The sequence below is a fragment of the Collinsella sp. AM31-2AC genome, assembly GCF_003469285.1.
In the GTDB taxonomy this organism is placed as follows: domain Bacteria; phylum Actinomycetota; class Coriobacteriia; order Coriobacteriales; family Coriobacteriaceae; genus Collinsella; species Collinsella aerofaciens_AT.
Genome location: NZ_QSJB01000001.1, coordinates 216,631 through 238,550, shown reverse-complemented (window position 1 = coordinate 238,550; position 21,920 = coordinate 216,631). Strand labels below are relative to the sequence as shown.

19 protein-coding genes are annotated in these 21,920 nt (G+C 62.1%); 7 read left to right on the top strand and 12 right to left on the bottom strand.

Annotated elements, in window-relative coordinates:
• Positions 1-18 precede the first annotated feature (18 nt).
• Positions 19-2,787, bottom strand: coding sequence for a magnesium-translocating P-type ATPase (mgtA, locus tag DW796_RS00985; RefSeq protein WP_118093990.1), 2,769 nt, complete (start codon positions 2,785-2,787; stop codon positions 19-21).
• Positions 2,788-3,222: 435 nt separating this feature from the next.
• Here mgtA and pyrE point away from each other — a divergent pair, with 435 nt between their 5' ends.
• On the top strand, positions 3,223-3,903 hold the full coding sequence (pyrE, locus tag DW796_RS00980; RefSeq protein WP_117839940.1) for an orotate phosphoribosyltransferase: 681 nt from the start codon (positions 3,223-3,225) through the stop codon (positions 3,901-3,903).
• Positions 3,904-4,277: 374 nt separating this feature from the next.
• Complete coding sequence (locus DW796_RS00975) at positions 4,278-4,898, top strand: helix-turn-helix domain-containing protein (RefSeq protein ID WP_117839941.1); 621 nt, start codon at positions 4,278-4,280, stop codon at positions 4,896-4,898.
• A 144-nt stretch (positions 4,899-5,042) separates the two neighbouring features.
• Here the strand turns inward: DW796_RS00975 and DW796_RS00970 are convergent, their stop codons facing one another.
• Both DW796_RS00970 and DW796_RS00965 read right to left on the bottom strand, forming a co-directional pair.
• Positions 5,043-5,897, bottom strand: coding sequence for a MurR/RpiR family transcriptional regulator (locus DW796_RS00970; RefSeq protein ID WP_117839942.1), 855 nt, complete (start codon positions 5,895-5,897; stop codon positions 5,043-5,045).
• Between the two features lie 166 nt (positions 5,898-6,063).
• On the bottom strand, positions 6,064-8,655 hold the full coding sequence (locus DW796_RS00965; RefSeq protein ID WP_118093989.1) for a glycosyl hydrolase: 2,592 nt from the start codon (positions 8,653-8,655) through the stop codon (positions 6,064-6,066).
• A 114-nt stretch (positions 8,656-8,769) separates the two neighbouring features.
• On the opposite strand from DW796_RS00965, the gene DW796_RS00960 reads away from it, so the two are divergent.
• The 4 genes from DW796_RS00960 to DW796_RS00945 all read left to right on the top strand — a co-directional run bounded on the left by DW796_RS00960 (position 8,770) and on the right by DW796_RS00945 (position 12,842).
• Positions 8,770-9,762 (top strand): helix-turn-helix domain-containing protein, encoded by a 993-nt coding sequence (locus DW796_RS00960; RefSeq protein WP_117817495.1) that lies wholly within the window; start codon positions 8,770-8,772, stop codon positions 9,760-9,762.
• Positions 9,763-9,932: 170 nt separating this feature from the next.
• The gene (locus DW796_RS00955; RefSeq protein ID WP_118093988.1) at positions 9,933-11,372 is read left to right on the top strand and encodes a glycoside hydrolase family 1 protein; all 1,440 of its coding nucleotides are present in this window, start codon (positions 9,933-9,935) and stop codon (positions 11,370-11,372) included.
• 140 nt (positions 11,373-11,512) lie between these two features.
• Positions 11,513-12,049, top strand: coding sequence for a PTS glucose transporter subunit IIA (locus DW796_RS00950; RefSeq protein WP_118093987.1), 537 nt, complete (start codon positions 11,513-11,515; stop codon positions 12,047-12,049).
• Positions 12,050-12,284: 235 nt separating this feature from the next.
• Positions 12,285-12,842, top strand: a complete 558-nt coding sequence (locus DW796_RS00945) for a hypothetical protein (RefSeq protein WP_117757704.1) — start codon at positions 12,285-12,287, stop codon at positions 12,840-12,842.
• Between the two features lie 491 nt (positions 12,843-13,333).
• Here the strand turns inward: DW796_RS00945 and DW796_RS00940 are convergent, their stop codons facing one another.
• From DW796_RS00940 to trxA, 8 genes are all read right to left on the bottom strand, one after another.
• Entirely contained in the window at positions 13,334-14,002 is a 669-nt protein-coding gene (locus DW796_RS00940; RefSeq protein WP_118093986.1) for an HAD family hydrolase, read from the bottom strand.
• A 105-nt stretch (positions 14,003-14,107) separates the two neighbouring features.
• Positions 14,108-15,142 carry a hydrogenase expression/formation protein HypE gene (hypE, locus tag DW796_RS00935; protein ID WP_118093985.1) on the bottom strand — a complete coding sequence of 345 codons (1,035 nt, stop codon included), beginning with the start codon at positions 15,140-15,142 and terminating at the stop codon, positions 14,108-14,110.
• 211 nt (positions 15,143-15,353) lie between these two features.
• Positions 15,354-16,469 carry a hydrogenase formation protein HypD gene (gene hypD, locus DW796_RS00930; protein ID WP_118093984.1) on the bottom strand — a complete coding sequence of 372 codons (1,116 nt, stop codon included), beginning with the start codon at positions 16,467-16,469 and terminating at the stop codon, positions 15,354-15,356.
• Complete coding sequence (locus tag DW796_RS00925; protein WP_117757708.1) at positions 16,469-16,729, bottom strand: HypC/HybG/HupF family hydrogenase formation chaperone; 261 nt, start codon at positions 16,727-16,729, stop codon at positions 16,469-16,471. The genes hypD and DW796_RS00925 overlap by 1 nt, the downstream gene beginning before the upstream one ends.
• A gap of 131 nt (positions 16,730-16,860) precedes the next feature.
• Entirely contained in the window at positions 16,861-19,314 is a 2,454-nt protein-coding gene (gene hypF / locus DW796_RS00920) for a carbamoyltransferase HypF (protein WP_118093983.1), read from the bottom strand.
• A 58-nt stretch (positions 19,315-19,372) separates the two neighbouring features.
• Positions 19,373-19,867, bottom strand: coding sequence for a nickel-responsive transcriptional regulator NikR (gene nikR / locus DW796_RS00915; protein ID WP_118093982.1), 495 nt, complete (start codon positions 19,865-19,867; stop codon positions 19,373-19,375).
• 1 nt (position 19,868) lies between these two features.
• Complete coding sequence (locus DW796_RS00910) at positions 19,869-20,117, bottom strand: hypothetical protein (RefSeq protein ID WP_006235225.1); 249 nt, start codon at positions 20,115-20,117, stop codon at positions 19,869-19,871.
• Positions 20,118-20,338: 221 nt separating this feature from the next.
• Positions 20,339-20,659 carry a thioredoxin gene (trxA, locus tag DW796_RS00905; RefSeq protein WP_117776407.1) on the bottom strand — a complete coding sequence of 107 codons (321 nt, stop codon included), beginning with the start codon at positions 20,657-20,659 and terminating at the stop codon, positions 20,339-20,341.
• Positions 20,660-20,795: 136 nt separating this feature from the next.
• Here trxA and DW796_RS00900 point away from each other — a divergent pair, with 136 nt between their 5' ends.
• On the top strand, positions 20,796-21,371 hold the full coding sequence (locus DW796_RS00900) for a hypothetical protein (protein ID WP_117790318.1): 576 nt from the start codon (positions 20,796-20,798) through the stop codon (positions 21,369-21,371).
• Between the two features lie 18 nt (positions 21,372-21,389).
• On the opposite strand, the gene DW796_RS00895 is transcribed toward DW796_RS00900, so the two are convergent.
• On the bottom strand, positions 21,390-21,917 hold the full coding sequence (locus tag DW796_RS00895; RefSeq protein ID WP_117776393.1) for a GHKL domain-containing protein: 528 nt from the start codon (positions 21,915-21,917) through the stop codon (positions 21,390-21,392).
• Positions 21,918-21,920: the final 3 nt, after the last annotated feature.

The window sequence follows — 21,920 nt, the reverse complement described above, 5'->3', positions numbered from 1 at the left end:
CGCGCCACAATTCGGGCGCTACAGTAGCTCGCCGTGGCGGGCAATGTGGCGGCGCTTTGCCAGCTGGGTGAGCGCGATGTAGGCGGTGACGATGCCGATGAGCAGCGCGAAGAAGCTCGGCGGCAGCGGCATGAGGCCCAGCGCATCGGCGACGGGGCTTGCCGGCAGCCAGGTGACGAGCGCCAGGCCCAGCACGGTGAGGGCGCACAGCGCGGGCGCGGCGTGGTCGCGCGCGCTCGGCAGGCGCGGGGAGCGCAGCATGTGGATTACGAGTGTCTGCGACCACATGGACTCGACAAACCAGCCGCTCTGGAAGAGTGCTGCAAAGGCCGTCATGCCTGCGACGTTGCCCGCGGCGGCAAGCTCGGACCAGCTTGCGCCCACGGCGGCGGGGCATACCACAAAGAAGAGGACGACGAAGGTCGCGATGTCAAACAGCGAGCTCACGGGACCCAACTCGAGCATGAAGCCCTTGATGGACGCGGCGTCCCAGGCGCGCGGGCGGGCGGTCCAGGCGTCGTCGACGGTGTCCCACGGCAGCGCGATGCACACGATCTCGTAGACCAGCGACAGCAGCACCAGCTGCAGCGCGCTCATGGGCAAAAACGGCAAGAACAGGCTCGCGACGGTCACGGATAGCACGTTGCCAAAGTTGGAGCTCACCGTGGTCTTGAGGTACTTGAGCAGGTTGCCGTAGGTGCGACGGCCTTCGATGGCGCCGCGCTCGAGCACGCCCAGATCCTTCTGGAGCAAGATGATATCGGCGGATTCCTTGGCGATGTCGACGGCGGAATCGACCGAGATACCGCAGTCGCTCGCGCGCATGGCGGCGGCGTCGTTGATGCCGTCGCCCATAAAGCCCACGGTGTGACCGAGCAGCTCGCGCATGACGCGCACCAGGCGCGCCTTCTGCAGCGGCGAGAGTTTGGCAAAGAGATGAGTTTTCTCAGCGCGCTCGGCAAGCTCGGCGTCGTCGAGCGCATCGATCTCGGAGCCCAGCAAGACGTTACTCGCGTCGATGCCGATCTGCTCGCAGACGGTGGCGGCCACGCGGTCGTTGTCGCCGGTTAAGACCTTGACCGCCACGCCCTTGGCCTCGAGGGTGGCGACGGCGCCGGCGGCACTTGCCTTGGGCGGATCGAGGAAGGCCAAAAAGCCCATCAGCACCATGTCGCACTCGTCGGCGATGCCAAACTCACCCACGCAGCGCGGATTGGTCTTTTGCGCCACGGCGATCACGCGCAGGCCCTCGGCATTGAGTTCGGCGACTTGCTTGCGAATCTGGGCGAGCTTATTTTCGCTGAGCGGCTGGGCGACACAGTCAACCTCGACAAAGGAGCAAATCTCGAGCATTTCCTCGGCAGCTCCCTTGGTAACCATCTGGGTTTTGCCCTGGGCGTCGGCGACGACTACGCTCAGGCGACGGCGTGAGAAATCGAAGGGCACCTCGTCGACCTTGGTATAGCGGTCGCGCAGGCTCTGGCCCAGCGTGGAGTCGGGCGCGACAGTCGAGGGCGTCACGTCGGCACGGTCGATGACGGCCAGGTCGATAAGGTTTTTGAGGCCGGTCTGGAAGAAGCTGTTCAAAAACGCATGGCGCAGCACGCGTGCGTCCTCGTTGCCGTCGGTGTTGAGGTAGCGCTCGAGCACGATGCGGTCTTCGGTGAGGGTGCCGGTCTTGTCACAGCACAGGACATCCATGGCACCGAGGTTTTGGATCGCCGGCAGCTCCTTGACGATAACCTGGCGGCGGGCGAGGTCCTTGGCGCCCTGCGACAGGCTCGTGGTCACGATGACGGGAAGCATCTGCGGCGTGATGCCCACGGCCACGCTCGTGGCGAACAGCAGCGCGTCGATGACGTTGCCCTTGGTGGCGGCGTTGATGGCAAAGACGGCCGGCGCCATAACGAGCATAAGGCGTACGAGCAGCATGGAGACGCTCGAGACGCCGCGGTCAAACGCGCTCTTCTCGCCGCGCCCGTTGAGCATCTTGGCGATGCCGCCCAGGTAGGTGTCCGAGCCGGTGGCAACGACAAGTGCTATAGCGGTGCCGTTTTGCACGGAGGTGCCGGTAAAGACGATGTTTTTGCAGGCAGAGAGCGGCATCGCGGAGCTGCCGGCACCCTCGGCGACGGTGATGGCAGCGGTCTTTTCGACGGCCTCGCTCTCGCCGGTGAGTGCGGACTCGATCACAAACAGGTCGCGCGCGGTGATGATGCGGGCATCGGCCGGCACCATATCGCCGGCAGAGAGACGGATTACATCGCCGGGGACGAGATCGTCAAAGGGAATCTCGATACGCTCGCCGTCGCGCAGGGCACAGCAGGTGTTGGAGACCAGGCCCTTGAGGGCCTCGGCCGCATTGCCGCTGCGAGCCTCCTGGATAAACTTCATGCTGCCCGATACCAGCAGCATGATGCCGATGACGATGACCGTGGAGGGATCGCGCTGGGGCTCGGGTACGGCGAGCACGTCGATGTAGAGCGAGACCAGCGCGAGCGCGGCGAGGATGCCGGCGAAGGGATCGATGAACGCGTCGGCGATGCGGCGCACAAGCGTCTTGGTCGGCGCCTCGATGGTGTTGGGGCCGACGGCGTTCAGGCGCTCGGCGGCATGCTCGGCAGTGAGTCCGTCGGCCGTGGCGTCGAGCAGCACGAGGGCGTCCTCGGCGCTATGGGTGGCGGCGAATATGATGTTCTTGGACATGCCGGCGCGAGCGGCGGGGCGCGCCGTGCGGCGGCGCTTGGAGATGGCTTCGAGTACCGTGGCGGTTTTGAGCATCAGCATAGGGTCCTCCTTGTTGAAGGGAGTTAGCGTACGTGTCGTATTTGCTTCAAAAAACCTAGATGTCGCTCACGTCATGCTTTCAAACCACCACAAAGGGACAGGCACCTTTGTGGTGGTTTTGACGATCGGTTAGTGGCGCTTATGCGTGCGCGGAATCCTCGCGGCGTGCCGAGGGCGACATGCAGGTTTTTCGACTATGGCTGCCTTCCATGGCACACCCCCTTAAGGCCGGGCGCGGCGCGCTTTGGGTATCTCGTACCCGTTTTAATCCGCCCGTATTTTTGATGAGGGGGTTTGCCGTGTCAACCCCTTTGTTTGGAAAACCATTGCCCCTGACAAAGCCTTTACAGAATGCTGAGGCCCCAAAGCGCGCCCGCAACGCGCCTTGCCTGCGCTAAACTGGAAGACACGTACGCGATTACGAGAGGAGCCCGCATGGAGGCTTACAAGCAAGAGTTCATCAAGTTTATGGTCGAGTCCGATGTTCTTAAGTTCGGCAGCTTTACGCTCAAGAGCGGCCGTCAGTCCCCGTTCTTTATGAACGCCGGCGCTTACGTGACGGGCTATCAGCTCAAGAAGCTGGGCGAGTATTACGCCCAGGCCATTCACGATAACTTTGGCGACGACTTCGACGTGCTGTTTGGACCGGCCTACAAGGGCATTCCGCTGGCCGTCGTGACCGCCATTGCCTACCACGAGCTGTACGGCAAGGAGGTCAAGTACTGCTGTGACCGCAAGGAGGCCAAGGACCACGGTGCCGACAAGGGCAACCTTTTGGGCTATGAGCCCCAGGACGGCGACCGCGTGATTATGGTCGAGGATGTCACCACCTCCGGCAAGTCCATCGACGAGACCTACCCCAAGGTCAAGGCTGCTGCCGATGTCGAGATCAAGGGCCTTATCGTTTCCCTCAACCGCATGGAGGTCGGCAAGGGTGGCGTGACCACCGCGCAGAAGGAGATCGAGGCCAAGTACGGTTTCCCCGTCGCGAGCATCGTCTCCATGGCCGAGGTCGTCGAGACCCTCTACAACCACGAGATCGACGGCAAGGTCGTCATCGATGACGAGCTCAAGGCCGCTATCGACGCCTACTACGAGCAGTACGGAGTTAAGTAGGTTACGGCGTTTTACCAAACGCCGTAACCGGCCGACGCTGCGCGGGCCGCATTTGGACAATCTGACGTTCAACTTCAAGGGCGCGACCAGAAGGTCAGCGCCCTTTCGTTTCACGTCACCTTGTCTCAAATGCGGCCCGCTCGCTGTCGTTGCCAAGACATCGGCACTCCCGTTGCTGGCGATGCGGCATCTGGGGACACTCCTGATGTAGTCATTGGGGACGTTCTTAAATGACTACTTAGGATGAGCGTCCAAAATCCGCGCTCGTTCGATTGGCGCATGTCTACGCAGCGTAGGTTGTCGAGCCTGGCCTTCAAATGGATACTGACTGTCGAACCGGTTCACTCCATTTCTTCAATTTGATTGGACAGCCCATGAACCAGACACGGCAAACCAATGCCTCCCATACTTTTTTGGCAGCGCATGCCATTAAGCAGCTGCGCGAAGAGCGCGGCCTCACCCAGCGCGCCCTGGCGGAAAGCCTTGGTGTGACCGATAAAGCCGTCAGCAAGTGGGAATCCGGCCGCGGCCTTCCCGACATTTCCCTCGTTGAGCCTTTGGCCCAGAGACTCGGCATAAGCGTGGCTGAGCTTTTGGCTGGTGACATTCGGGCCAACGCCAACCGTGCAGGCAATATGCTCAAAGGCGTCTTTTACGTTTGCCCTATCTGCGGAAACGTTGTGCACGCGCTCGGAGAAGGCAGCTTTAGCTGCTGTGGCTCCACGATGTTTCCCCAGGAGGCCGAAGAGCCGGACGCGGACCACGCCTTTTCCATCGAGCGCATCGAGGACGATTGGTACGTCACGCTCGATCATCCCATGACCAAGGATCACTACATTAGCTTTGTGGCATATGCGACTATGGACGGCGTCTGCTTTAAGAAGCTCTATCCAGAGCAATCGGTGCAGCCGCGCTTCCATATTACCGGGCGCGGCAGGATATATCTTTACTGCAACCAACACGGGCTCTTTACGTCGCTGACGCCTCGCAAATAACGGCTGTCTATCCGCCCTCCTTATGCGTTTCCCAGGGGACCCAAAATGAGCGTGGATAATCTCCCGGTTTTGGCCTGTGTGCGGGCTCAAAGTGGGAGATTATCCACGCTCGTTATCTGAGTGTCCAAAAATCCACGCTCGTCGTTACTTGAGCCCGGGCAGGCGGGTGTAGGGAAACGACCGCTCGAGGAACTCGGAACAGCGGGCGTAATCTTTGGCAAAGTAGCTGCTGTAGAGCGAATCGAGCACGTATTGCACGGCGATGTGGCTGGCGAACTGCGTGATGCGGTGCGTCATACTCTCGTGGTCGCTCACCATGAGATAGGCGGCAAAGCCGGGGTGAATGCGGGCGCAGTACGGTGTGCCGATGACGATGACCGGGACGCGTCGACTGCTGAGGATCGGCAAGATCTCCCTGAGGTTGGGGGCAAGGCCGCTGTAGGAGATGACAATCGCCACATGGTCGGGGCCCGAGGCGAGCGCCGTACGCACCTGCGCCTCGACGCTGCCGTAGCACGTCGCGCTTTTACCGGCGGAAAGCAAGCGATCGCGGAACATTCCCGCTGGATACAGGTTATGCGAGCCCGTGTAGATGTCCACGGTGTCGGCGCGCATGACGAGCTTGGCGGCGTAGTCGAGCTGTGCGGGGTCGAGCAGTTCCTGCGTTTCGGCCAAGGTGGTCTGGTAGAGCCCCTCCATGCGCTCCATTACCTGTGCGGGGGTGGAGGTGGCATCGAAGGGAAAGTTGATGTCCACGTCGCGCCGATTGCCCGCCTCGGTCGCCTGGCGGATGAGCTCGACCTTGAGGTCTTTGAATCCCTCGAGGCCGAGCTTTTTGCAAAAGCGGTGCACGCTCGCGACCGAAACGTTGGCGCACGCGGCAAATTCCTTAATGGAAAGCCCGCGCACATCCTCGCCCATGGCGAGGGCCGTTTGCCCAAGTTGTTGCTCGGTGGGGGTGAGGCTTTTGCCCTGCGTGATCTTTCGCCTGATATCCATATGGCTCCTATGCGTTTGCGTCGCGATAAACCAATCATAACGATAAATAAAACGTTCGGCTTGGCTGGGAGTTTTGGTCCGCCGGTCTATGAACGACGGACCGCTCGACGCCGTGCGGGCTCAACATGGGGGCACTGTCCTTGTTGGGCCGTTTGCGCCCGGGGCGTTACCCGAGCACACGTACGGGCCCCAAGAGGCCGCTGGGCTCGGAGGGCTCGGTCATGCCGAATATGTCGGGGACGGCGTGATCGAGGGTGTTGATGATGTCGATCGTAAGCGCGTGCTCACCGGCCAAAAGCGCGCCGACCTCAAAGCGGTAAGGCGGACAGATACGGGTGCCGAGGGATTTGCCGTCGAGGGCGACGGTTGCGGTCTCAAAGACCTCGCCAAGGTCGATGACGGTGCTGGTGACCGCTTCGCCCAGGACAAAGGAGGCCTGGTAGCGGAATGTGCCGGCCTTGCCGGGGAACTCGGCCGAGGAAAGGTCGTGCAGGTCTGCAAGCTCAACAGGCTCGCCAAAGGCATCGGTGCCAGGGGCAGAGAAGGCAACCGCCCAGGGCCCGTCGATGCATGCGGCTTCGTCTCCAACGGTTGCCGCGCCGGCGGAACCTGTAGCCCCAAGGACCACGATGCAGCTCTCGTAGGGAGCCAACTCGAGCGTGCCGTCAAAGGCGGCGGGCTCGGTGCCGTTGAGCAGGTCGAGGCGCGCGCCTGCAACGGGTGTGCCGTCGGCAAGCGCAACCTGAGTGGAGATACCCTGCTTGGGATGCTCGTTGACGAGCATCAGATAGCTCTCGCCCGCCCGCTCGTAGCGCAGTGCGCGCAGCCAGGGCTGGGGCTCGGCGCAAACCACGGTCTGCATGCCGGTATTGGCAAGTGTGCCTGCGAGCCCGGTGGTCGCCAGGAGTTTGATGCCGGCGAGCGCGGTTGCATCCAGGGAGGCAAAGCCCTCGCGACCTGCAGTGTCACCGTCGTAGCGCTTGTTCGGCAACTCATCCAGCGCGTACACGGCAACACCTGCGGCTGCGGCACGCGCGGCAAAGTCGAGCACGGCTTCGCCGACAAACTCGGCTCCGGGCATCACCAGGCAGCGGTATGCCTGGCCGTTCACGCTAAAGCCGCTACCGTCTGCGGCAATTTCAACGGCATAGCGCCCTGCGTCCTCAAATGCCTCTGCCGGCACGATGTCAAAGTCGACCTGCGCGCGCATAAGCTCGGAGGCGGCATGCTGCATAAAGTTCGCCTCGCCTGCCCACTCGGCGTCCGCATGGTAGAGAAGCGCCACCGGGGTCGTTGCGCGCCCGCCGCTCAGCAGGCTCGCCGTACGGTTCATGTAGCTCATAAGCTGCCCAAAGTGTGCAAACTGGGGGTTTTGGCCATGCGCATAGAAATGCGGCGGGCAGTCCCAGTCGGGGAAGGCGGCCATGCTAAAGGCATGCGGCACAAACCAATTGACGCCGCGCACCAAAAAATGATCGGCGATCCACTTCATCTCGCGTAGGCCTTCGTGCCATCCAAATGCGCCAAAGACCTCGGCCATGCAGCGCCCCTGCTTTTTGGGGTCGAGGTGTGCTGCCGAGGAGCCCAGCTTGGGCAGCACGTAGTTATAGAACTCGAGGTCCCACACGCCGCGTCCGTAGCTGTGAAGGCCGCGGTCCATGCCGGGTACCAGCTGGTTGATCACGATGTCGACGCCCGCCATGTCCTGACCGCCCACGGCGCGGAAGTAGTGCCCGGCGCCCACGCCCAGGCGCGCGTGGCAGTCCTTGTCCTCGATAACGTGGCCGATGTACTGCACGCCGCGCGCGCGGCACCAGTCTCCGAGCTGGTCGCAGAAGCACTCCTTATAGAGGGTGCTCGCGATGTCCATATAGACGTGGCGTACGTGCGCGCCGGCCGGCTCGCGGTCCCACAGGTGCGGGAGCTCGGCCAGGTAGCGCTCGCCCAGTGCCGCGCGCAGGCGACGCTCAAGCTCGGCCGACCAGGGTAGGGGCGCGGTGGCCTTGCCGATGAGCGTGTCCGAGATGCCATCGGGGCCCGTGGTGCCCTTCTCGTTGGCAAATCCGGGCTCATCGGAGAAAAAGCCCAAGATGGTCTTGCCAAACTCATCGCCCAGATGCTCAAAATGCGGCTCGTAGACAGCATCGATGAGCTGCGCCACCGAGGCGCGGTCGACCATATTGATGTAGTCCTCGTTGTAGGAGGTCTTGCCGCTCGTGAACATCACGCATGCCTGCGTGAGGCCCGCAGGTGCATCGAAGACCAGGCGGCTGGGGTTGCCGTCTGCATCGTCGATTACTCGGTAAGCGACGTCGACGGGGCTGCCGTCCTGCATAAATGTCACGCCGTAGAAGCGCTCCGTTTTGTCGAGCATGTTGGCGAGCGCGATGCTCGCGGCGGACGTGGGGCCCACGATGTCGAACGTGCGGTGCGTGAGCACGATCTTGCGGAGCTCGGGCACGGCCTCCTTGACGGCGCCGTTGGCAAAGCCCGTGGGGAAGTGCGCGTCGTCCAAGATCCAGAGCTTAAGGCCCAGCTGCCTGCACTCGTCAATGACAAAGCGCAAGTCGCGCCACCAGCCCTCGCCGCAAAAATCGGGGTGTGGGCGGCTTTCGAGACAGACCTCGTGGATGTCGGCGCCGGCGATCTTTTCCAGATACTCGGCAATGGTCTTATGGCTCTCGCCCTTCATCCACAAAAACGGAAGCACGTGGTTGTCGTATGTGCCCTCGAGCACCTGCTGATAGTACGCGGTCATGGATCCTCCTTGGCTCGATCGATCTGCTGCATAGCACAGATTATGGACGCGTCGGCGCGTTCTGCTAATATCTGAATCACGACGAACTATGACCAAATCAACGATTGGCAAGCCATGGAGATCGACGAGCTCGAGCGTAGGCTCAACGAACTGAGCGCCAGTGAGATCGCTTATAAAGACGGCATGGCATTTGATTGGTCGATTATGACCGAGCATGTCGAAATCGACGGATGCCCAGTGCGCAAGATTGGCCAGCCAGGGTTTGCCTATGCCCAGCCCGGCATGCCGCGTGGCCTGACGATAAGGAAAAACTCGCGCTTTAATGCAGTTCCCGAGCACGTGCATGATTACGTGGAGCTGAGCTATGTGTATCGCGGACGCTGCCCGCAGACGGTGGCGGGGGAGAGGCTCGAGCTGGGCCGCAACGAGGTGCTTTTGCTCGACGCCCTCTGCCCGCATGCCGTGGCGGCGCTTGGTGAGGACGACATCATGCTGAGCATGACCGTTTCACGCTCTTTTTTGCGCCGGAGTCTCGAGTCGAGCCTCTCGCGCGAGAGCGCGGTCTCGCGGTTTTTGTTCAACGCGCTCAACAGCGAGACGGACCATCGGGGCCATGTCCGTTTTCATTGCGGCGAGAGCCGTCGGATTCGGCGCTACATGCAGGAGATGCTCTGCGAGCTGTACGACCCGAGCCCCAACGGTCCCGAGATCGTCTTGCGTCTGTTTCAGCTGTTTTTGGCCGAGCTCATGGATTGCTACGAGCGCGAGCTGGTGCGCGGCGCGGCGGACGGCGCAGCGGGGCCCACTGCCCTGGTGACGGGAATGCTTGGCTATATCGATCGCGAATTCGCTGCATGCTCCCTCGAGGGGATGGCGGCGGAGTTTGGCTTGAGCCCTAATTATGCGACGGCGCTCCTCAAGCGGCATGTGGGCAAGACCTTTAGGCAGCTTGTGCAGGAGCGACGCCTGGTACGTGCGGCCGAGCTTCTGCGCGGCGGCGCCACGGCCGGGGCGGCTGCGCATGCGGTGGGCTATGAAAACATGAGCTTCTTCTACCGTAAGTTTCACGACAAGTATGGCTGCACCCCCGCGGCATACCGCCGGTAAGCGCGGGGCGGATTGTCTTCGCTCCTTCGGTGTCAAAAAGTTTCAGCTGCAGCGCTGTTGCAGCGCGCGTCTGCGAAAAGAAGTGTCCAAATCGGCGCCTTCGCCCTGGCCTGGAGCGACTCGGCGGCATACTCGTTTCATCAGCAACACGCATGAGCGAGGAGGCACTTATGGGATTCCCCGAGGGTTTCTTTTGGGGCGGCGCTACGGCCGCAAACCAGTTTGAGGGCGCATGGAACGTTGACGGCCGCGGCCCTTCCGTCGACGACCACTTCCTGGGCGGCAGCTACAAGGAGCCGCGTCAGATTACGATCGACATCGACCCCGACCGCTTCTATCCCAATCATGACGGTATCGACTTCTACCATCACTACGAGGAGGACATCGCGCTGTTCGCCGAGATGGGCTTTACCATGTTCCGCATGTCCATCTCTTGGAGCCGTATCTTCCCCAACGGCGACGACGCCGAGCCCAACGAGGCCGGCCTCGCCTTCTACGATCGCGTTTTCGACTGCCTGCGTGCTCACAATATCGAGCCGCTCGTGACCCTGTCGCACTACGAGATGCCCTATCATCTGGTCGAGAAATACAACGGCTGGGCGAGCCGCGAGCTCATCGGCTTCTTTGAGAAGTACTGCCAGACCGTCTTCGACCGTTACCAGGACAAGGTCAAGTTCTGGCTCACCTTCAACGAGATCAACTGCGGCACCCAGGACATGGGCAACCTCTTTGAGACCAGCATGATCCAGGGCTTTGAGGGTCCGGCTTCGGCGGTCCACGCCACGCCGCAGGCCCGTATGCAGGCCCTGCATCACCAGTTCGTGGCCAGCGGTCGCGTCGTGCGCTACGCCCACGAGCACTACCCGCAGTTCAAGATGGGCAACATGGACTGCTTCGTCCTCTCCTATGCCGCCACGTGCGATCCGGCCGACGTGTTCGCCACGCAGCAGGAGATGAATACCATGAACTGGTACTGCTCCGACGTGCAGGTGCGCGGCAAGTATCCGTTCTATGCCAAGCGTTTCTGGGCCGAGAATGACGTCGAGCTCGTGATGGAGGACGGCGATCTGCAGGATATCGCCGACGGCAAGGTCGATTTCTACACCTTTAGCTACTACATGTCCGGAACCGTGGGCACCCACAAGGACCACGAGATGACCGAGGGCAACATGACCTTTGGCGGCAAGAACCCCTATCTGGAGTCCACCGACTGGGGCTGGCAGATCGATCCGCTGGGCCTGCGCATCGCCCTCAACGAGATTTACGCCCGCTACGAGATTCCGCTGATGGTGGTCGAGAACGGCATGGGCGCCTACGATGAGGTCGAGGAGGACGGCTCCATCCACGATCCGTATCGTATCGCCTACTTGCGCAGCCACATCAAGGCCATGGGCGAGGCCATTGCCGACGGCGTCGACCTGATCGCCTATACCTGGTGGGGCCCCATCGACCTGGTTTCTGCCGGCACCGGCGAGATGCGCAAGCGCTACGGTTTCATTCACGTCGATAAGTACGACGACGGCACCGGTACCTACGAGCGCCGCCGCAAGGACAGCTTCTACGCCTACCAGAAGATCATCAAGTCCAACGGTGCCGAGGGCCTGGATTAATCGACAATATGAGTGCCACCGGGGAAAAGCGTTGGGATGGGCTCGCGATTCGAGTCCCCACCTTAGCATTTGAACCATTTGGCACTATAATCACCATAGGCATGCGCATAACGTTGCGCTTAATCAAGAGGAGAAAACGTATGGGTCTGTTTGACATGTTCAAGAAGAAGGCTGAGCCCGCGGCTGCCGCTGCTCCGTCCTCCATCTCTGCTTCTGCCGGCGCCGACGTGCTGTGCTCGCCCGTCAAGGGCAAGGTCATCAAGATGGCCGACGTGCCCGATCCCGTCTTTGGCGGCGAGGTTCTGGGCAAGGGCTGCGCCGTGTGGCCCGAGGACGATCTGGTCTACGCTCCCTGCGACGGCAAGGTGACCGTCACCATGGGTCACGCCGTGGGCCTGCAGTCCGATAGCGGCATCGAGGTTCTGGTGCACGTTGGCGTCGATACCGTCAACATGAACGGCGATGGCTTCGAGGGCTTCGTCAAGGCCGACGACGTCGTGAAGGCTGGCCAGCCCATGCTCAAGATTGACCGCGCCAAGATCGCTGCCGCCGGTTACAAGGACTGCGTCGTCGTGGCTGTGTCCAACACCGCCGAGTTCGCCGACGTCGAGCTCGCCGTCGAGGCTGACTCCGCTGTCTCCGCTGGCGATGCCATCGTCAAGGTCGTCCGCAAGTAGTCTGCGGCAACATAAGGGTGTTTTGGGGTGGTCGGGTTATCCGGCCGCCCTTTTTTATTGCAATGCGGCGGAACGTTTTATTGCGCGTTGGGCGGACCGGTAAACCGTTCGGACGTTAAATCGAGCCGACTGCGCCTTTGCTTTGCCGGGGGTGTTCGTTATCGGCTAGTATGGCCTTATTGTTACGACGCGCACCGCGTCGGGAAGCGCGGTGCCGCTTGTTGGGAGGAATGTCATGAAGAAGAAGCTGCTGCTTGCGCCCCTGATGGCTGTTCTGGTCGCGTGCGTGGTTGTGCTTTCCGGCTGCGGAGGTCCTTCGGTTGAGGAGCTCATCACCGAGGATCTTACGACGCAGTTTGACGAGGTCAAGAACGGCGGCGACGACTTCCTCGCCGGCCTGGAAGAGGCCTCGGGCGACGAGTTCGAGCAGCTGGGCATCGATCCCAAGGAGTACGCCAAGAGCTATCTCGAGGGTTTTGACTACAAGATCGGCGATGTGACGGTCGACGAGGACAAGGGCACCGCGACTGCCGATGTCACCATTACCTGCAAGTCCATGAACAAGATCGTTGAAGATTTCGCCACCCAGTATCAGGAGAAGATCGCGGCGCTCGATACGATGCCTTCCGAGGACGACCTGTACAAGATGGCCGGCCAGGTCATGGTCGACGTGACCAAGGCCGCTAAGACCAAGGACACCAAGGTTACCTTCAAGTACACCGCCAATGACGATGGCGAGTGGTCTGCTGACGATTCCGCAACCACCGAGATGATGAATGCGATGATGAGCTAGGGGAGTTACGCGGTAGTTCGTTACGGCGTTTTACCAAACGCCGTAACTGCCCGACGCTGCGCGGGCACCAGAGCGACAACTTGTCATTCAAAGAGGACGGCATGACCAGAAGGTCTATACCGTCCTCTTTTCATGCCAATTTGTTCGCACTGGTGCCCGCTCGCTGCCCGTCCTCTACCTGCGGCGTTGCCATGGTAGTCATTGAGGCGGCACTTGGGGACGTTCCTTTTCTGCCGGCAGTTGGGGACACTCCTTGCGCCAGCGTTGCATCGAATGCTCGGGAAAATACGAGCCGGTATTTGGCCGAATAGCGGGTCACGGTTTCCGGATGGCGTGGGTTGCGGAAAGTGCGACCCGGAATATTGCTCTGAAACGGGATGCCGTTTCCCCGACAAGGCTCAACCGGAAAGCGCATCCCATTCTGAGGCGGCAAAACGGGATGCGCTTTCCGCGCGACAGAATCTATCCAGCCGTGTTGAGCGACAGCCCCGCTACTCGCCCAGAATCAGCGCCGAGAGCTCGTCTTGGGTGTCCACCACGTAGTCGGCGCCGGCGGACTCCAGCTCTGCGCGGCCGCGGAAGCCCCAGCTGACACCGGCGCTCTTGAGGCCGGCATTGTGACCGGTCAGGACGTCGACATTGGAATCGCCCACATAGAGTGTGGTTGCCGGGTCGGCGCCTAGCTCTTTCATCACATGCAGCGTAACAGGCGCCTCGGGCTTGGGAGGAAGCGCATCGACGCGGCCCTGCACCAGCGCAAAGCGCTCGGAACCAAAGTATTTCTCGATAAGCGGAGCGGCCGAAACATGGTCCTTGTTGGTGAGCACGGCAAGCTGCACGCCCGCGGTGCGCAGGCGGTCGAGCATCTCGATCGTGCCGGCGTACGGTGCGGTGTGGTCCTCCTTGTGCTCGCCGTAGTAAGCCCTAAACTCGGCAAGCGTCTGCTCAAACATACGGCCGTCGCCCGCATACTCGGCAGGCATAAAGCGCTCGACCAGCTTGAGCATGCCGTTTCCCACCTTGTAGCGGTACTCGTCTACGGCAAACGTGGGCCAGCCGTGCGTCTCGCAGGTATGGTTGCCGGCGGCCGCCAGGTCCTCGAGCGTGTTGAGGATGGTGCCATCCAGATCAAAGATCACATGGGAAAAAGCTGCTGCCATGGGTGCTCCTGCCGCTTGAGTTGTAAAACGCACCCCATGATACTTGGCATGCGTGCCGGGCATGTTTGGAATCTGAATATCTTTAATAGCCCTGAGCCTTTGTCGTTAGCAAATCCTCGGCAGCTGCTCTCCTACGAGCATGTCGAGGATGCGGGTCGAGCCCCAGCCGGTGCGCACGCGCACGGCGGGGCGGGCGTCCTCGGCAAGCGGCAGCACGCGACCGATAATAGCGGCATTCTCGCCGTAGCGCGCGGCGCGCATGGCTGCCAGCGCGGCATCGGCCTGCTCGGCCGGCACCACGGCAACCATCTTGCCCTCGTTTGCTACCTGCAGCACGTCATAGCCGAGCATCTCGCAGGCTGCCTGCACGTCGGGGCGCACAGGCACGGCATCCTCGTCGACCTCCATGGCAACGCCGCTGGCCTGGGCAAACTCATTGAGCGTGGACGCCAGGCCGCCGCGCGTGGGGTCGCGGAAGCAGCGTGTTTCGGGTGCTGCGGCAAGCACATCGGCAATCAGGTGGTTGAGCGGCGCGGCATCGCTTTCGATGGTGCTCGAAAACGCCAAGCCCTCGCGTTGGCTCATGATGGCGATACCGTGGTCGCCCAGCGTACCCGATACCAGAATGACATCGCCGGGCTGGCAGTTGGCGCCGCTGAGCGCTACGCCCACGGGCACTTCGCCCACGCCGGCGGTATTGATGTAGACGCCGTCGGCCCCGCCGCGCTCGACCACTTTGGTGTCGCCGGTGATGATCGCCACGCCCGCCTCGTGCGCCGTCTCGGCCATCGTTTGCACAATCTGGCGGAGCTTATCCATGGGATAGCCCTCTTCGAGGATAAAGCCGCACGATAGGTAGCGTACGTTGGCGCCCGAGGTCGCGACGTCGTTGACGGTTCCGCATACAGCGAGGCGGCCGATGTTGCCCCCGGGGAAGAACTGCGGCGAGACTACAAAGCTGTCGGTCGACATGGCGATGCGCCCGCTCGTGGGCAGCGCGGCGACGCCGGCATCGTTGCCCTCGAGCAGCTCGGGCGACCCAAAGGCATCCAAAAAGACCTCATCGATGATGCGTTTCATCATCTGACCGCCAGAGCCGTGGCCCAACAGGACAGTGCTATCGGTGGCAGTACGGGACATATCGAAAACTCCAATCGTGGGGGGTCGGCAATAGCTGAGTGTGGCAGAATCGATGTTAAGTAAAAGTCAGCGAGCGCCATTCAGGCGAAGTGAGTTGCCTTGAAAGAGGAGGCTGCTGGGCTTTTGCCCGCAGCCGACGATTGAAAGGCAAATCGCTCGCCTGAATGGCGCGCAGCGTCGACCGGTCCGCCGTTCGTTAGAACGGCGGAACCTAACAGCCTCGGTAGCGGAAATATGCTGCACAGCTGCCCTCGGAACTCACCATGCAGGGGCCGATGGGATGCTCGGGTGTACAAGCGCGGCCGAACAGAGGGCAGTCGCTCGGCGTAATGGCCCCGCGCAGCACGTCGCCGCAGCGGCACCCACGCGGCTCGACCGTCGCCTCAACGGGCACGTCAAAGCGGGCGCCGGCATCAAAGCGCGCGAATTCGGGTCGGATGGAAAGACCCGAAGCCGCAATCGGCCCCAGCCCGCGCCACGTGGTGTCGCATGGCTCAAACACCTGCTCGACCAGCTGGCGCGCTACGGGATTGCCGTCTGCATTGACGCCACGGCGGTAGGCGTTGTCGATTGCGGGCCTGTGCTCGACAATCATCTGGACCAGCATGCAGATGCCCTGCAAGATATCGACCGGCTCAAACCCGGTGACTACGCCGGGGGTCTCGAACTCATCGACCAAAAACCCAAAGGGTGCCAGGCCTGTGATGGTAGCGACGTGACCAGGCAGGATAAAGCCGTCGATGGCGGTCTCGGGGTCGTTGGAGATCGCACGCAGAGCCGGCGGCGTGGTCTTGTGAGCACAGTAGACCGAGAAGTTCTGGAGCCCGCGCGCGTCGGCCTCCAGGATAGCGGCGGCAATGGTGGGCGTTGTGGTCTCAAAGCCGACGCCCATAAAGATGACCGGGCGTTCGGGATTTTGCTCGGCAATGTCGAGTGCGTCGAGCGGAGAGTAGACGATGCGGATGTCGCGCCCCGCCGCCTTTTGCGCGGCAAGCGAGGTGGACGATCCGGGCACGCGCATCATGTCGCCAAAGGTGGTGATGATGGCGCCGTCCATGTTGGAAAGCGCGATTGCGTGATCGATGTCGCGGTTGGCGGTGACGCAAACGGGGCACCCCGGGCCGCTTGGCAGTTTGAGCCCCGTCGGCATAATGGAGCGAAAGCCATAGCGGCCAATGCTCACGGTATGCGTACCGCAGACTTCCATAAGGTTGATGCTGCGGTTGCCGACAAGCTCATGAATACGATCGATGAGCTCGCGGGCCAGCTTGGGGTCGCGAAATGCCGAAAAGTCGATACCGGAGCGAACCGGCTGCGCCGCCGCCACTAGTATGCCTCGGCTGGGTTGGTGGCGAGTTGGTCCTCTTTGGCCAGCTCGGTCATGGTATTGACGAGCTCGAGTGTCTCTTGGGCTTCCTGCTCGTCGACAATCTGAATGCCAAAGCCGGCGTGCACGAGAATATAGTCGCCTACCTGTGCCGTCGGCACGAGGCGCAGCGAAACGGGGCGCTCGATGCCCATCATGTCGACGGTCGCCTTAAGGTCGTCGTCGCGTTTGACCACTTTACCGGGAACGGCAAGGCACATAATGTTCCCCTTTTATACGTTTTGCGCTGGATAGGCGCCTAATTACCCATCAGTTGATGGTAGCGCTCGCGGGAGTCACGAGCAAACGCGTTACACCTGTGAGACGGCGGCGCGCAGGCTGGCAAAACAGCCTATCGCAACGCCGTCTGCGCGAGGCGAGCGCGAGCGATGGCGGCCTGACCGTAGGCGATGCAGCCGTCGTTGGCGGGTACAGCGTGGGGGACCAAGACGGCAAGACCGGCGTCTTTGAGTTCGTGGGTAAGGAGCTGAAGCAAAAGCCGGTTCATGAACACACCGCCCGAGAGCGCGACGGTATCGAGGCCTTCGCGCGCGCAGATTTCGCGTGCGATTCGTGCCGAAGAGCGCACGATGGCGATATGGAAGTCGAGCGCGAGCCTGTCGGCCGGCGCGCCTGCCTCGATTCCATTCAGAAGAGCTTCGATGAGCGGTTGGGGGTCCAAGATGGGGGAGTCGTCGGCAGACGTGAATACGCCCGTATGATTGCCGTCGAGACGAACGGTCTTACCGTCGAGCGCGCGCCAGGCGGCGGCTTCGAGTTCTATGGCGGGTTCGCCTTCGTAGGTTGCCTTGTCGCAGATGCCCAGAATCGCTGCCGCGGCATCAAAGAGACGACCCATGCTGCTGGTACGCGGGCTGTTGATGCCGCGCTCGATCATGGTGGCTGTCACGCTGCGTGTTTGCTCGTCGAGGGTGCCCAATAGCCCCGCGGCACCCGGATGCTCGAGCAGGCCGAGCTCGCTCAGCAGGGCAAAGGCATTGCGCCGGGCATCGCGCACGGATGTGGCTCCGCCTGGCAGCGCCCAGGTGCGCAGGTGCGCGGCGCGTTCAAAATCGGCAAGGCCGGCGATAAGAAACTCACCGCCCCATATGGTGCCGTCGGTGCCGGCACCCGTACCATCGAAGGCAATACCGAGGACGCGTGCATCAGGCGCAATCCGGCCAGCGACAATCGCCTCTGCCATTACGCTCGCGATGTGCGCATGATGATGCTGGATTTCGATTAGCGGCAGGCTGTGCTCCCGTGCCCGCTCACGCGCCCACTGGCTCGATAGATAGTTGGGATGCATGTCGCATGCCAGGGCGGCAGGCGTCAGGTCAAAGAGGTTTTCTAGACGTGCGCGGGCGGCGCTCCAGGCATCGAAGGTCGCGCCGTTTTCGACATCGCCGATATGCTGCGACACAAAACAGGCCACATGGCCGTCGGCGTCCTCGCGCGTGAGCGCGATCGTGGCTTTTTGCTGCGGCCCGCAGGCGAGCACGCAGGGTGCAGTGCCGTCGAGCGCCGGCAGCGACAACGGTTGCGGCGCATATCCGCGTGCGCGACGCACAGGCATGACGGTGCCGTCGACCACACGTACCACGGAGTCGTCGTAGCGTGAGAGAATCGCACGGTCGTTGCCAAGTAGCGCGTCGGCGATGCCGGCGGCAACAAGATGTTCCCATGCAAGGGCATCGTCGGTCTCGATAGGTTCCTCGCTCAGGTTTCCGCTGGTCATGACCAGCGCGTGCATGCCATGCGACGAGGCAGCTGCAAGCAGCAGATGCTGAAGCGGTGTATAGGGGAGCATGACGCCGAGATCGGGTAGATCGTGCGCGACGGATGGCGCGAGTGTAAGGCCGTCGGGGGAATCTCCCTCGCCAACAACACGGCGGCGCAGCAGCACAATGGGGCGGATGCTGCCGGCCAGCAAGTCGCGCTCGGCATCATCGACATGGCACAGGCGTTCAGTATCGGCAAGGCTGCGCACCATAACGGCAAGCGGCTTGTTGCTGCGGCGCTTGCGACGGCGCAGCTCGACCACCGCCTGCTCATTGGCGGCGTTGCAGGCCAGATGGAATCCGCCCAGCCCCTTGATGGCGACAATACCGCCGCTGGCCAGCAGCTCGACACAGCGGTCAATAATGGCATCGCTGGTTTCGCGCGTGCTGCCGACGGCCGGCATCGCCCCCGAGCCCTCGAGCTCCATGTCGCCCGCCGCCTCGCGCCAGGTAATATGTGGCCCGCAGTCAAAGCAGGCATCGGGCTGCGCATGAAAGCGCCGGTCAAGCGGGTCGCCATACTCTGCAGCGCACTCGGGGCACATAGGAAAGCAATCCATCGACGTGGCCGCTCGGTCATAAGGCAGCGACCGGATGATGGTAAAGCGCGGCCCGCAGTTGGTGCAGTTGATAAAGGGGTAGTGATAGCGACGGTCGGCGGGGTCGAACAGTTCGCGCAGGCAGTCGTCACAGGTGGCGATATCGGGGGAGACGAGCGTCGTGTGCACGGTCTGATCCTGTGACGCTACAATACGAAAGACCTGCTCATCGTCGGCATCCCAAGCGTCGGGCTCCAGGTCTGCAACAGCGACATGCTCAACGCGGGCTGCGGCCGGCGCGTGCTCCGACAGCGCGGTGACAAATTCGTCGAGCGCCTCGCTCAAAGCATGCGCCTCGATGTGTACGCCATCGCCCGCGTTGAGCACCCAGCCGCAGATGCCATGCGCCATAGCCTCGCGATACACAAATGGCCGCATGCCAACGCCCTGCACAATGCCCGTCACATGAATATGCACATGCCGCATGCGATCCTCCTTCGTTGAAACCTGTCCCTTTATGGCAGGTGCGCTGCGGGAAATCCCGCTACAGCCCCAGGCTCTGCTTGGTGGCGGCGCAGGTGAGTTCGCCGTGCTTAACGCCGCGCAGGCCCAGCAGGCGGTCGGCCAGCTCGTAGACACGCTCGCCGCGACCCTTGAGCGCCAGAATCTCCAGGCAGTTGTGGTGGTCCAGATGCACGTGCATGGTCGAGACGATCTCGTCGGTGTAGTCGTGCTGCACCTCGTCCAGACGGCGCGTCAGATCGCCGGTATGGTGGTCATAGATCATGGTGAGCGAACCGATGACCTGCTCGTCGGGCGTGCGCATCTGCTCCTTGGCGATCGAGGCGCGAATCAGATCGCGTACGGCCTCGGATCGGTTAGCCACGTCACCGCGGCGCGCGATCTGCTCGTCAAAGCGGCGCAGCAGGTCGTCGGGCGCGGTGACCGAAAAGCGGACCAGCTCGGAGCTGGAGCCGCTGTAGCGGCAGCTTGCATCGTCGTCCGCACCGTGATTGTGCGCGTGCTCGTGCTCGGCCACGTTACACCAGTTTCACAGAGCCGACGGAGTTGTGGTCGGCCTCGATGGCCTCCTCGTAGCCCTCGAGCGCATCGTGCGCCTCGTGGAGTGCCGCCATGGCGGCCTCGAGCTTGGCGCCAATGCGCTCCATGTCAAAGTTCTCGGTCGCATGCAGCAGCTGATGGCTCCACTCGTGAGCGAGCTCAATGGTGTCGTCGACCTGCTTGACGCTCATGGCAAGCTGGCTCATGTTCATTCCGACGTCATGCATGGGGAGTCTCCTTTTGTACGGGGCGATATGGTGGTTCAGATTCTACTACGCCCGCCTTGAGCGCCGCCGCATAAGAAAACGGGTGCGAGTCCGTCTGACCCGCACCCGTTCACTGGGGGCTGTTTGTATCTACCATACTATCCGTGGTCGCATACCTTGCGTTTGGCACTCCGGCGAGCGGTGCGAAACCGCTCATGGACGGCAGATGGGTAACAAGCGTATTACAGATGTTTCTCCAGCAGTGCCTGAAGTCTTGCCTTGGGCAAGGCGCCGACCGAGCGGTCGACCTCCTCGCCGTTCTTAAAGACGATCAGCGTGGGGATGCTCATGACGCCAAACTTCATGGCCAGGTCCTGGTTGTCGTCGACGTTGCACTTGGCCACAGCCAACTTGCCGGCCAGCTCGTCGGCAACCTCGTCTACGATGGGCGAGAGCGAGCGGCAGGGGCCGCACCACGGGGCCCAAAAATCAACCAGTACGGGCAGGCTGTCGTTAACGATGGAATCGAAGTTCTCGGGGGTAATCTGCTTAATGTCAGCCATGGTGACCTCCATAATACGACGCGGCTCGGCCGCGTAAAACTCAGTACGACCGTGCTTATACCCAGCGGCCCGCAAAGCAACCACTCGCGGGCGGCTCTTTTATATAATGGTGGGCACGCAAACGATTGGAGAGCGCATGCCCACGTCACAAAGCCAGAAAAAAGAAGCCATCGCTCAGGCGACCGAGCAGGAGCTCGCGTCGCTTGCAGGTCGCGGTGTGCGTATCGCGGGCAACGCGTGCTCGCCGATTGTGCTGGTCAAAGGCGATTTGGATGAAGCCGAGTGCTCGGGCGGCGAGCTGGCTGCCGGCGCGGATGGCGCCGCGTTGCGCAAGGCGCTCGGCGCCATCGGATATGCCCCCGAGGACTTTTGCGTGCTGGCAAGCGTCGCCGGCGCGGGTGACGGAGCGGTCGCGGTGGGCGAGACTCTGCCGTGCGACCTGTTCCGCGAGGCGCTGGAGGCTCTGGACCCCGAGGCGGTGCTGCTGCTCGACAACAGTGCGGCCGATGTCATGCGCGAGACCTATGCCGATATGCTTGTGGCAATTGATGACTTTGACACCGCCATGCTCAAGCCCGGCCTGGTCGCCCATGTGCAGGGGCGCCGCGTGCTGGCGCTCGACGGTTTTGAGGCGGCGCTCACCGACAAGGCCGCCAAGCAGCGCATGTGGGCCTACATTAAGCAGCTGACCCCGGCGGCTGCACCGCTGTAGCGAGGTTGGCGGCAGCCCCTACATCACGGCGCGCAGCTCAAACCGGTCGCCGTTAATGCGGAGCTGGCAGTTGCCGTTCATGCGCTCGACGGCAAGCATAATGCTCTTGGTGCCAAAGCCGTGCCCAGTGTGCTGAGCCACGGGCATGCCGTCGACCATGTGCGGCGCACGGCCAAACGTGTTGGAAACCAGCAATAGAAGCTGACCGTCTTCGTAGCGAAGGTCCAGGTCGACAAACCGCTTGCCTTCGGGGGCGGCGCTCGCCGCGGCGATGGCATTGTCCAGGGCGTTCGATACCACACTGAATAGATCGACATCGCCCACGTGGACGGTTTCGGGCACGGCGGCGCGCAGATCGGCGGTGATGCCGCGCGCGTTGATGTCCGCGGAAAGCGACGAGAGCGCAATGTTGACCGTTTCGTTGGCGCAGTAGCGGCGCACGGCGGTGCGGTCGTTGGTCTCGCAGAGCGCGTCGATGCGCCCGAGTGCCTCATCGGTGTGACCCTCTTCGATCAGGGCCGCAAGACCGCGCAGGTAGTGGCGCATGTC

Excerpts from the sequence above, each read along its gene's own strand:
- mgtA (WP_118093990.1), bottom strand. The coding sequence starts at position 2,787 with ATGCTGATGCTCAAAACCGCCACGGTACTCGAAGCCATCTCCAAGCGC.
- pyrE (WP_117839940.1), top strand. The coding sequence starts at position 3,223 with ATGGAGGCTTACAAGCAAGAGTTCATCAAGTTTATGGTCGAGTCCGAT.
- DW796_RS00975 (WP_117839941.1), top strand. The coding sequence starts at position 4,278 with ATGAACCAGACACGGCAAACCAATGCCTCCCATACTTTTTTGGCAGCG.
- DW796_RS00970 (WP_117839942.1), bottom strand. The coding sequence starts at position 5,897 with ATGGATATCAGGCGAAAGATCACGCAGGGCAAAAGCCTCACCCCCACC.
- DW796_RS00965 (WP_118093989.1), bottom strand. The coding sequence starts at position 8,655 with ATGACCGCGTACTATCAGCAGGTGCTCGAGGGCACATACGACAACCAC.
- DW796_RS00960 (WP_117817495.1), top strand. The coding sequence starts at position 8,770 with ATGGAGATCGACGAGCTCGAGCGTAGGCTCAACGAACTGAGCGCCAGT.
- DW796_RS00955 (WP_118093988.1), top strand. The coding sequence starts at position 9,933 with ATGGGATTCCCCGAGGGTTTCTTTTGGGGCGGCGCTACGGCCGCAAAC.
- DW796_RS00950 (WP_118093987.1), top strand. The coding sequence starts at position 11,513 with ATGGGTCTGTTTGACATGTTCAAGAAGAAGGCTGAGCCCGCGGCTGCC.
- DW796_RS00945 (WP_117757704.1), top strand. The coding sequence starts at position 12,285 with ATGAAGAAGAAGCTGCTGCTTGCGCCCCTGATGGCTGTTCTGGTCGCG.
- DW796_RS00940 (WP_118093986.1), bottom strand. The coding sequence starts at position 14,002 with ATGGCAGCAGCTTTTTCCCATGTGATCTTTGATCTGGATGGCACCATC.
- hypE (WP_118093985.1), bottom strand. The coding sequence starts at position 15,142 with ATGTCCCGTACTGCCACCGATAGCACTGTCCTGTTGGGCCACGGCTCT.
- DW796_RS00925 (WP_117757708.1), bottom strand. The coding sequence starts at position 16,729 with ATGTGCCTTGCCGTTCCCGGTAAAGTGGTCAAACGCGACGACGACCTT.
- hypF (WP_118093983.1), bottom strand. The coding sequence starts at position 19,314 with ATGCGGCATGTGCATATTCATGTGACGGGCATTGTGCAGGGCGTTGGC.
- DW796_RS00910 (WP_006235225.1), bottom strand. The coding sequence starts at position 20,117 with ATGCATGACGTCGGAATGAACATGAGCCAGCTTGCCATGAGCGTCAAG.
- trxA (WP_117776407.1), bottom strand. The coding sequence starts at position 20,659 with ATGGCTGACATTAAGCAGATTACCCCCGAGAACTTCGATTCCATCGTT.
- DW796_RS00900 (WP_117790318.1), top strand. The coding sequence starts at position 20,796 with ATGCCCACGTCACAAAGCCAGAAAAAAGAAGCCATCGCTCAGGCGACC.
- DW796_RS00895 (WP_117776393.1), bottom strand. The coding sequence starts at position 21,917 with ATGCGCCACTACCTGCGCGGTCTTGCGGCCCTGATCGAAGAGGGTCAC.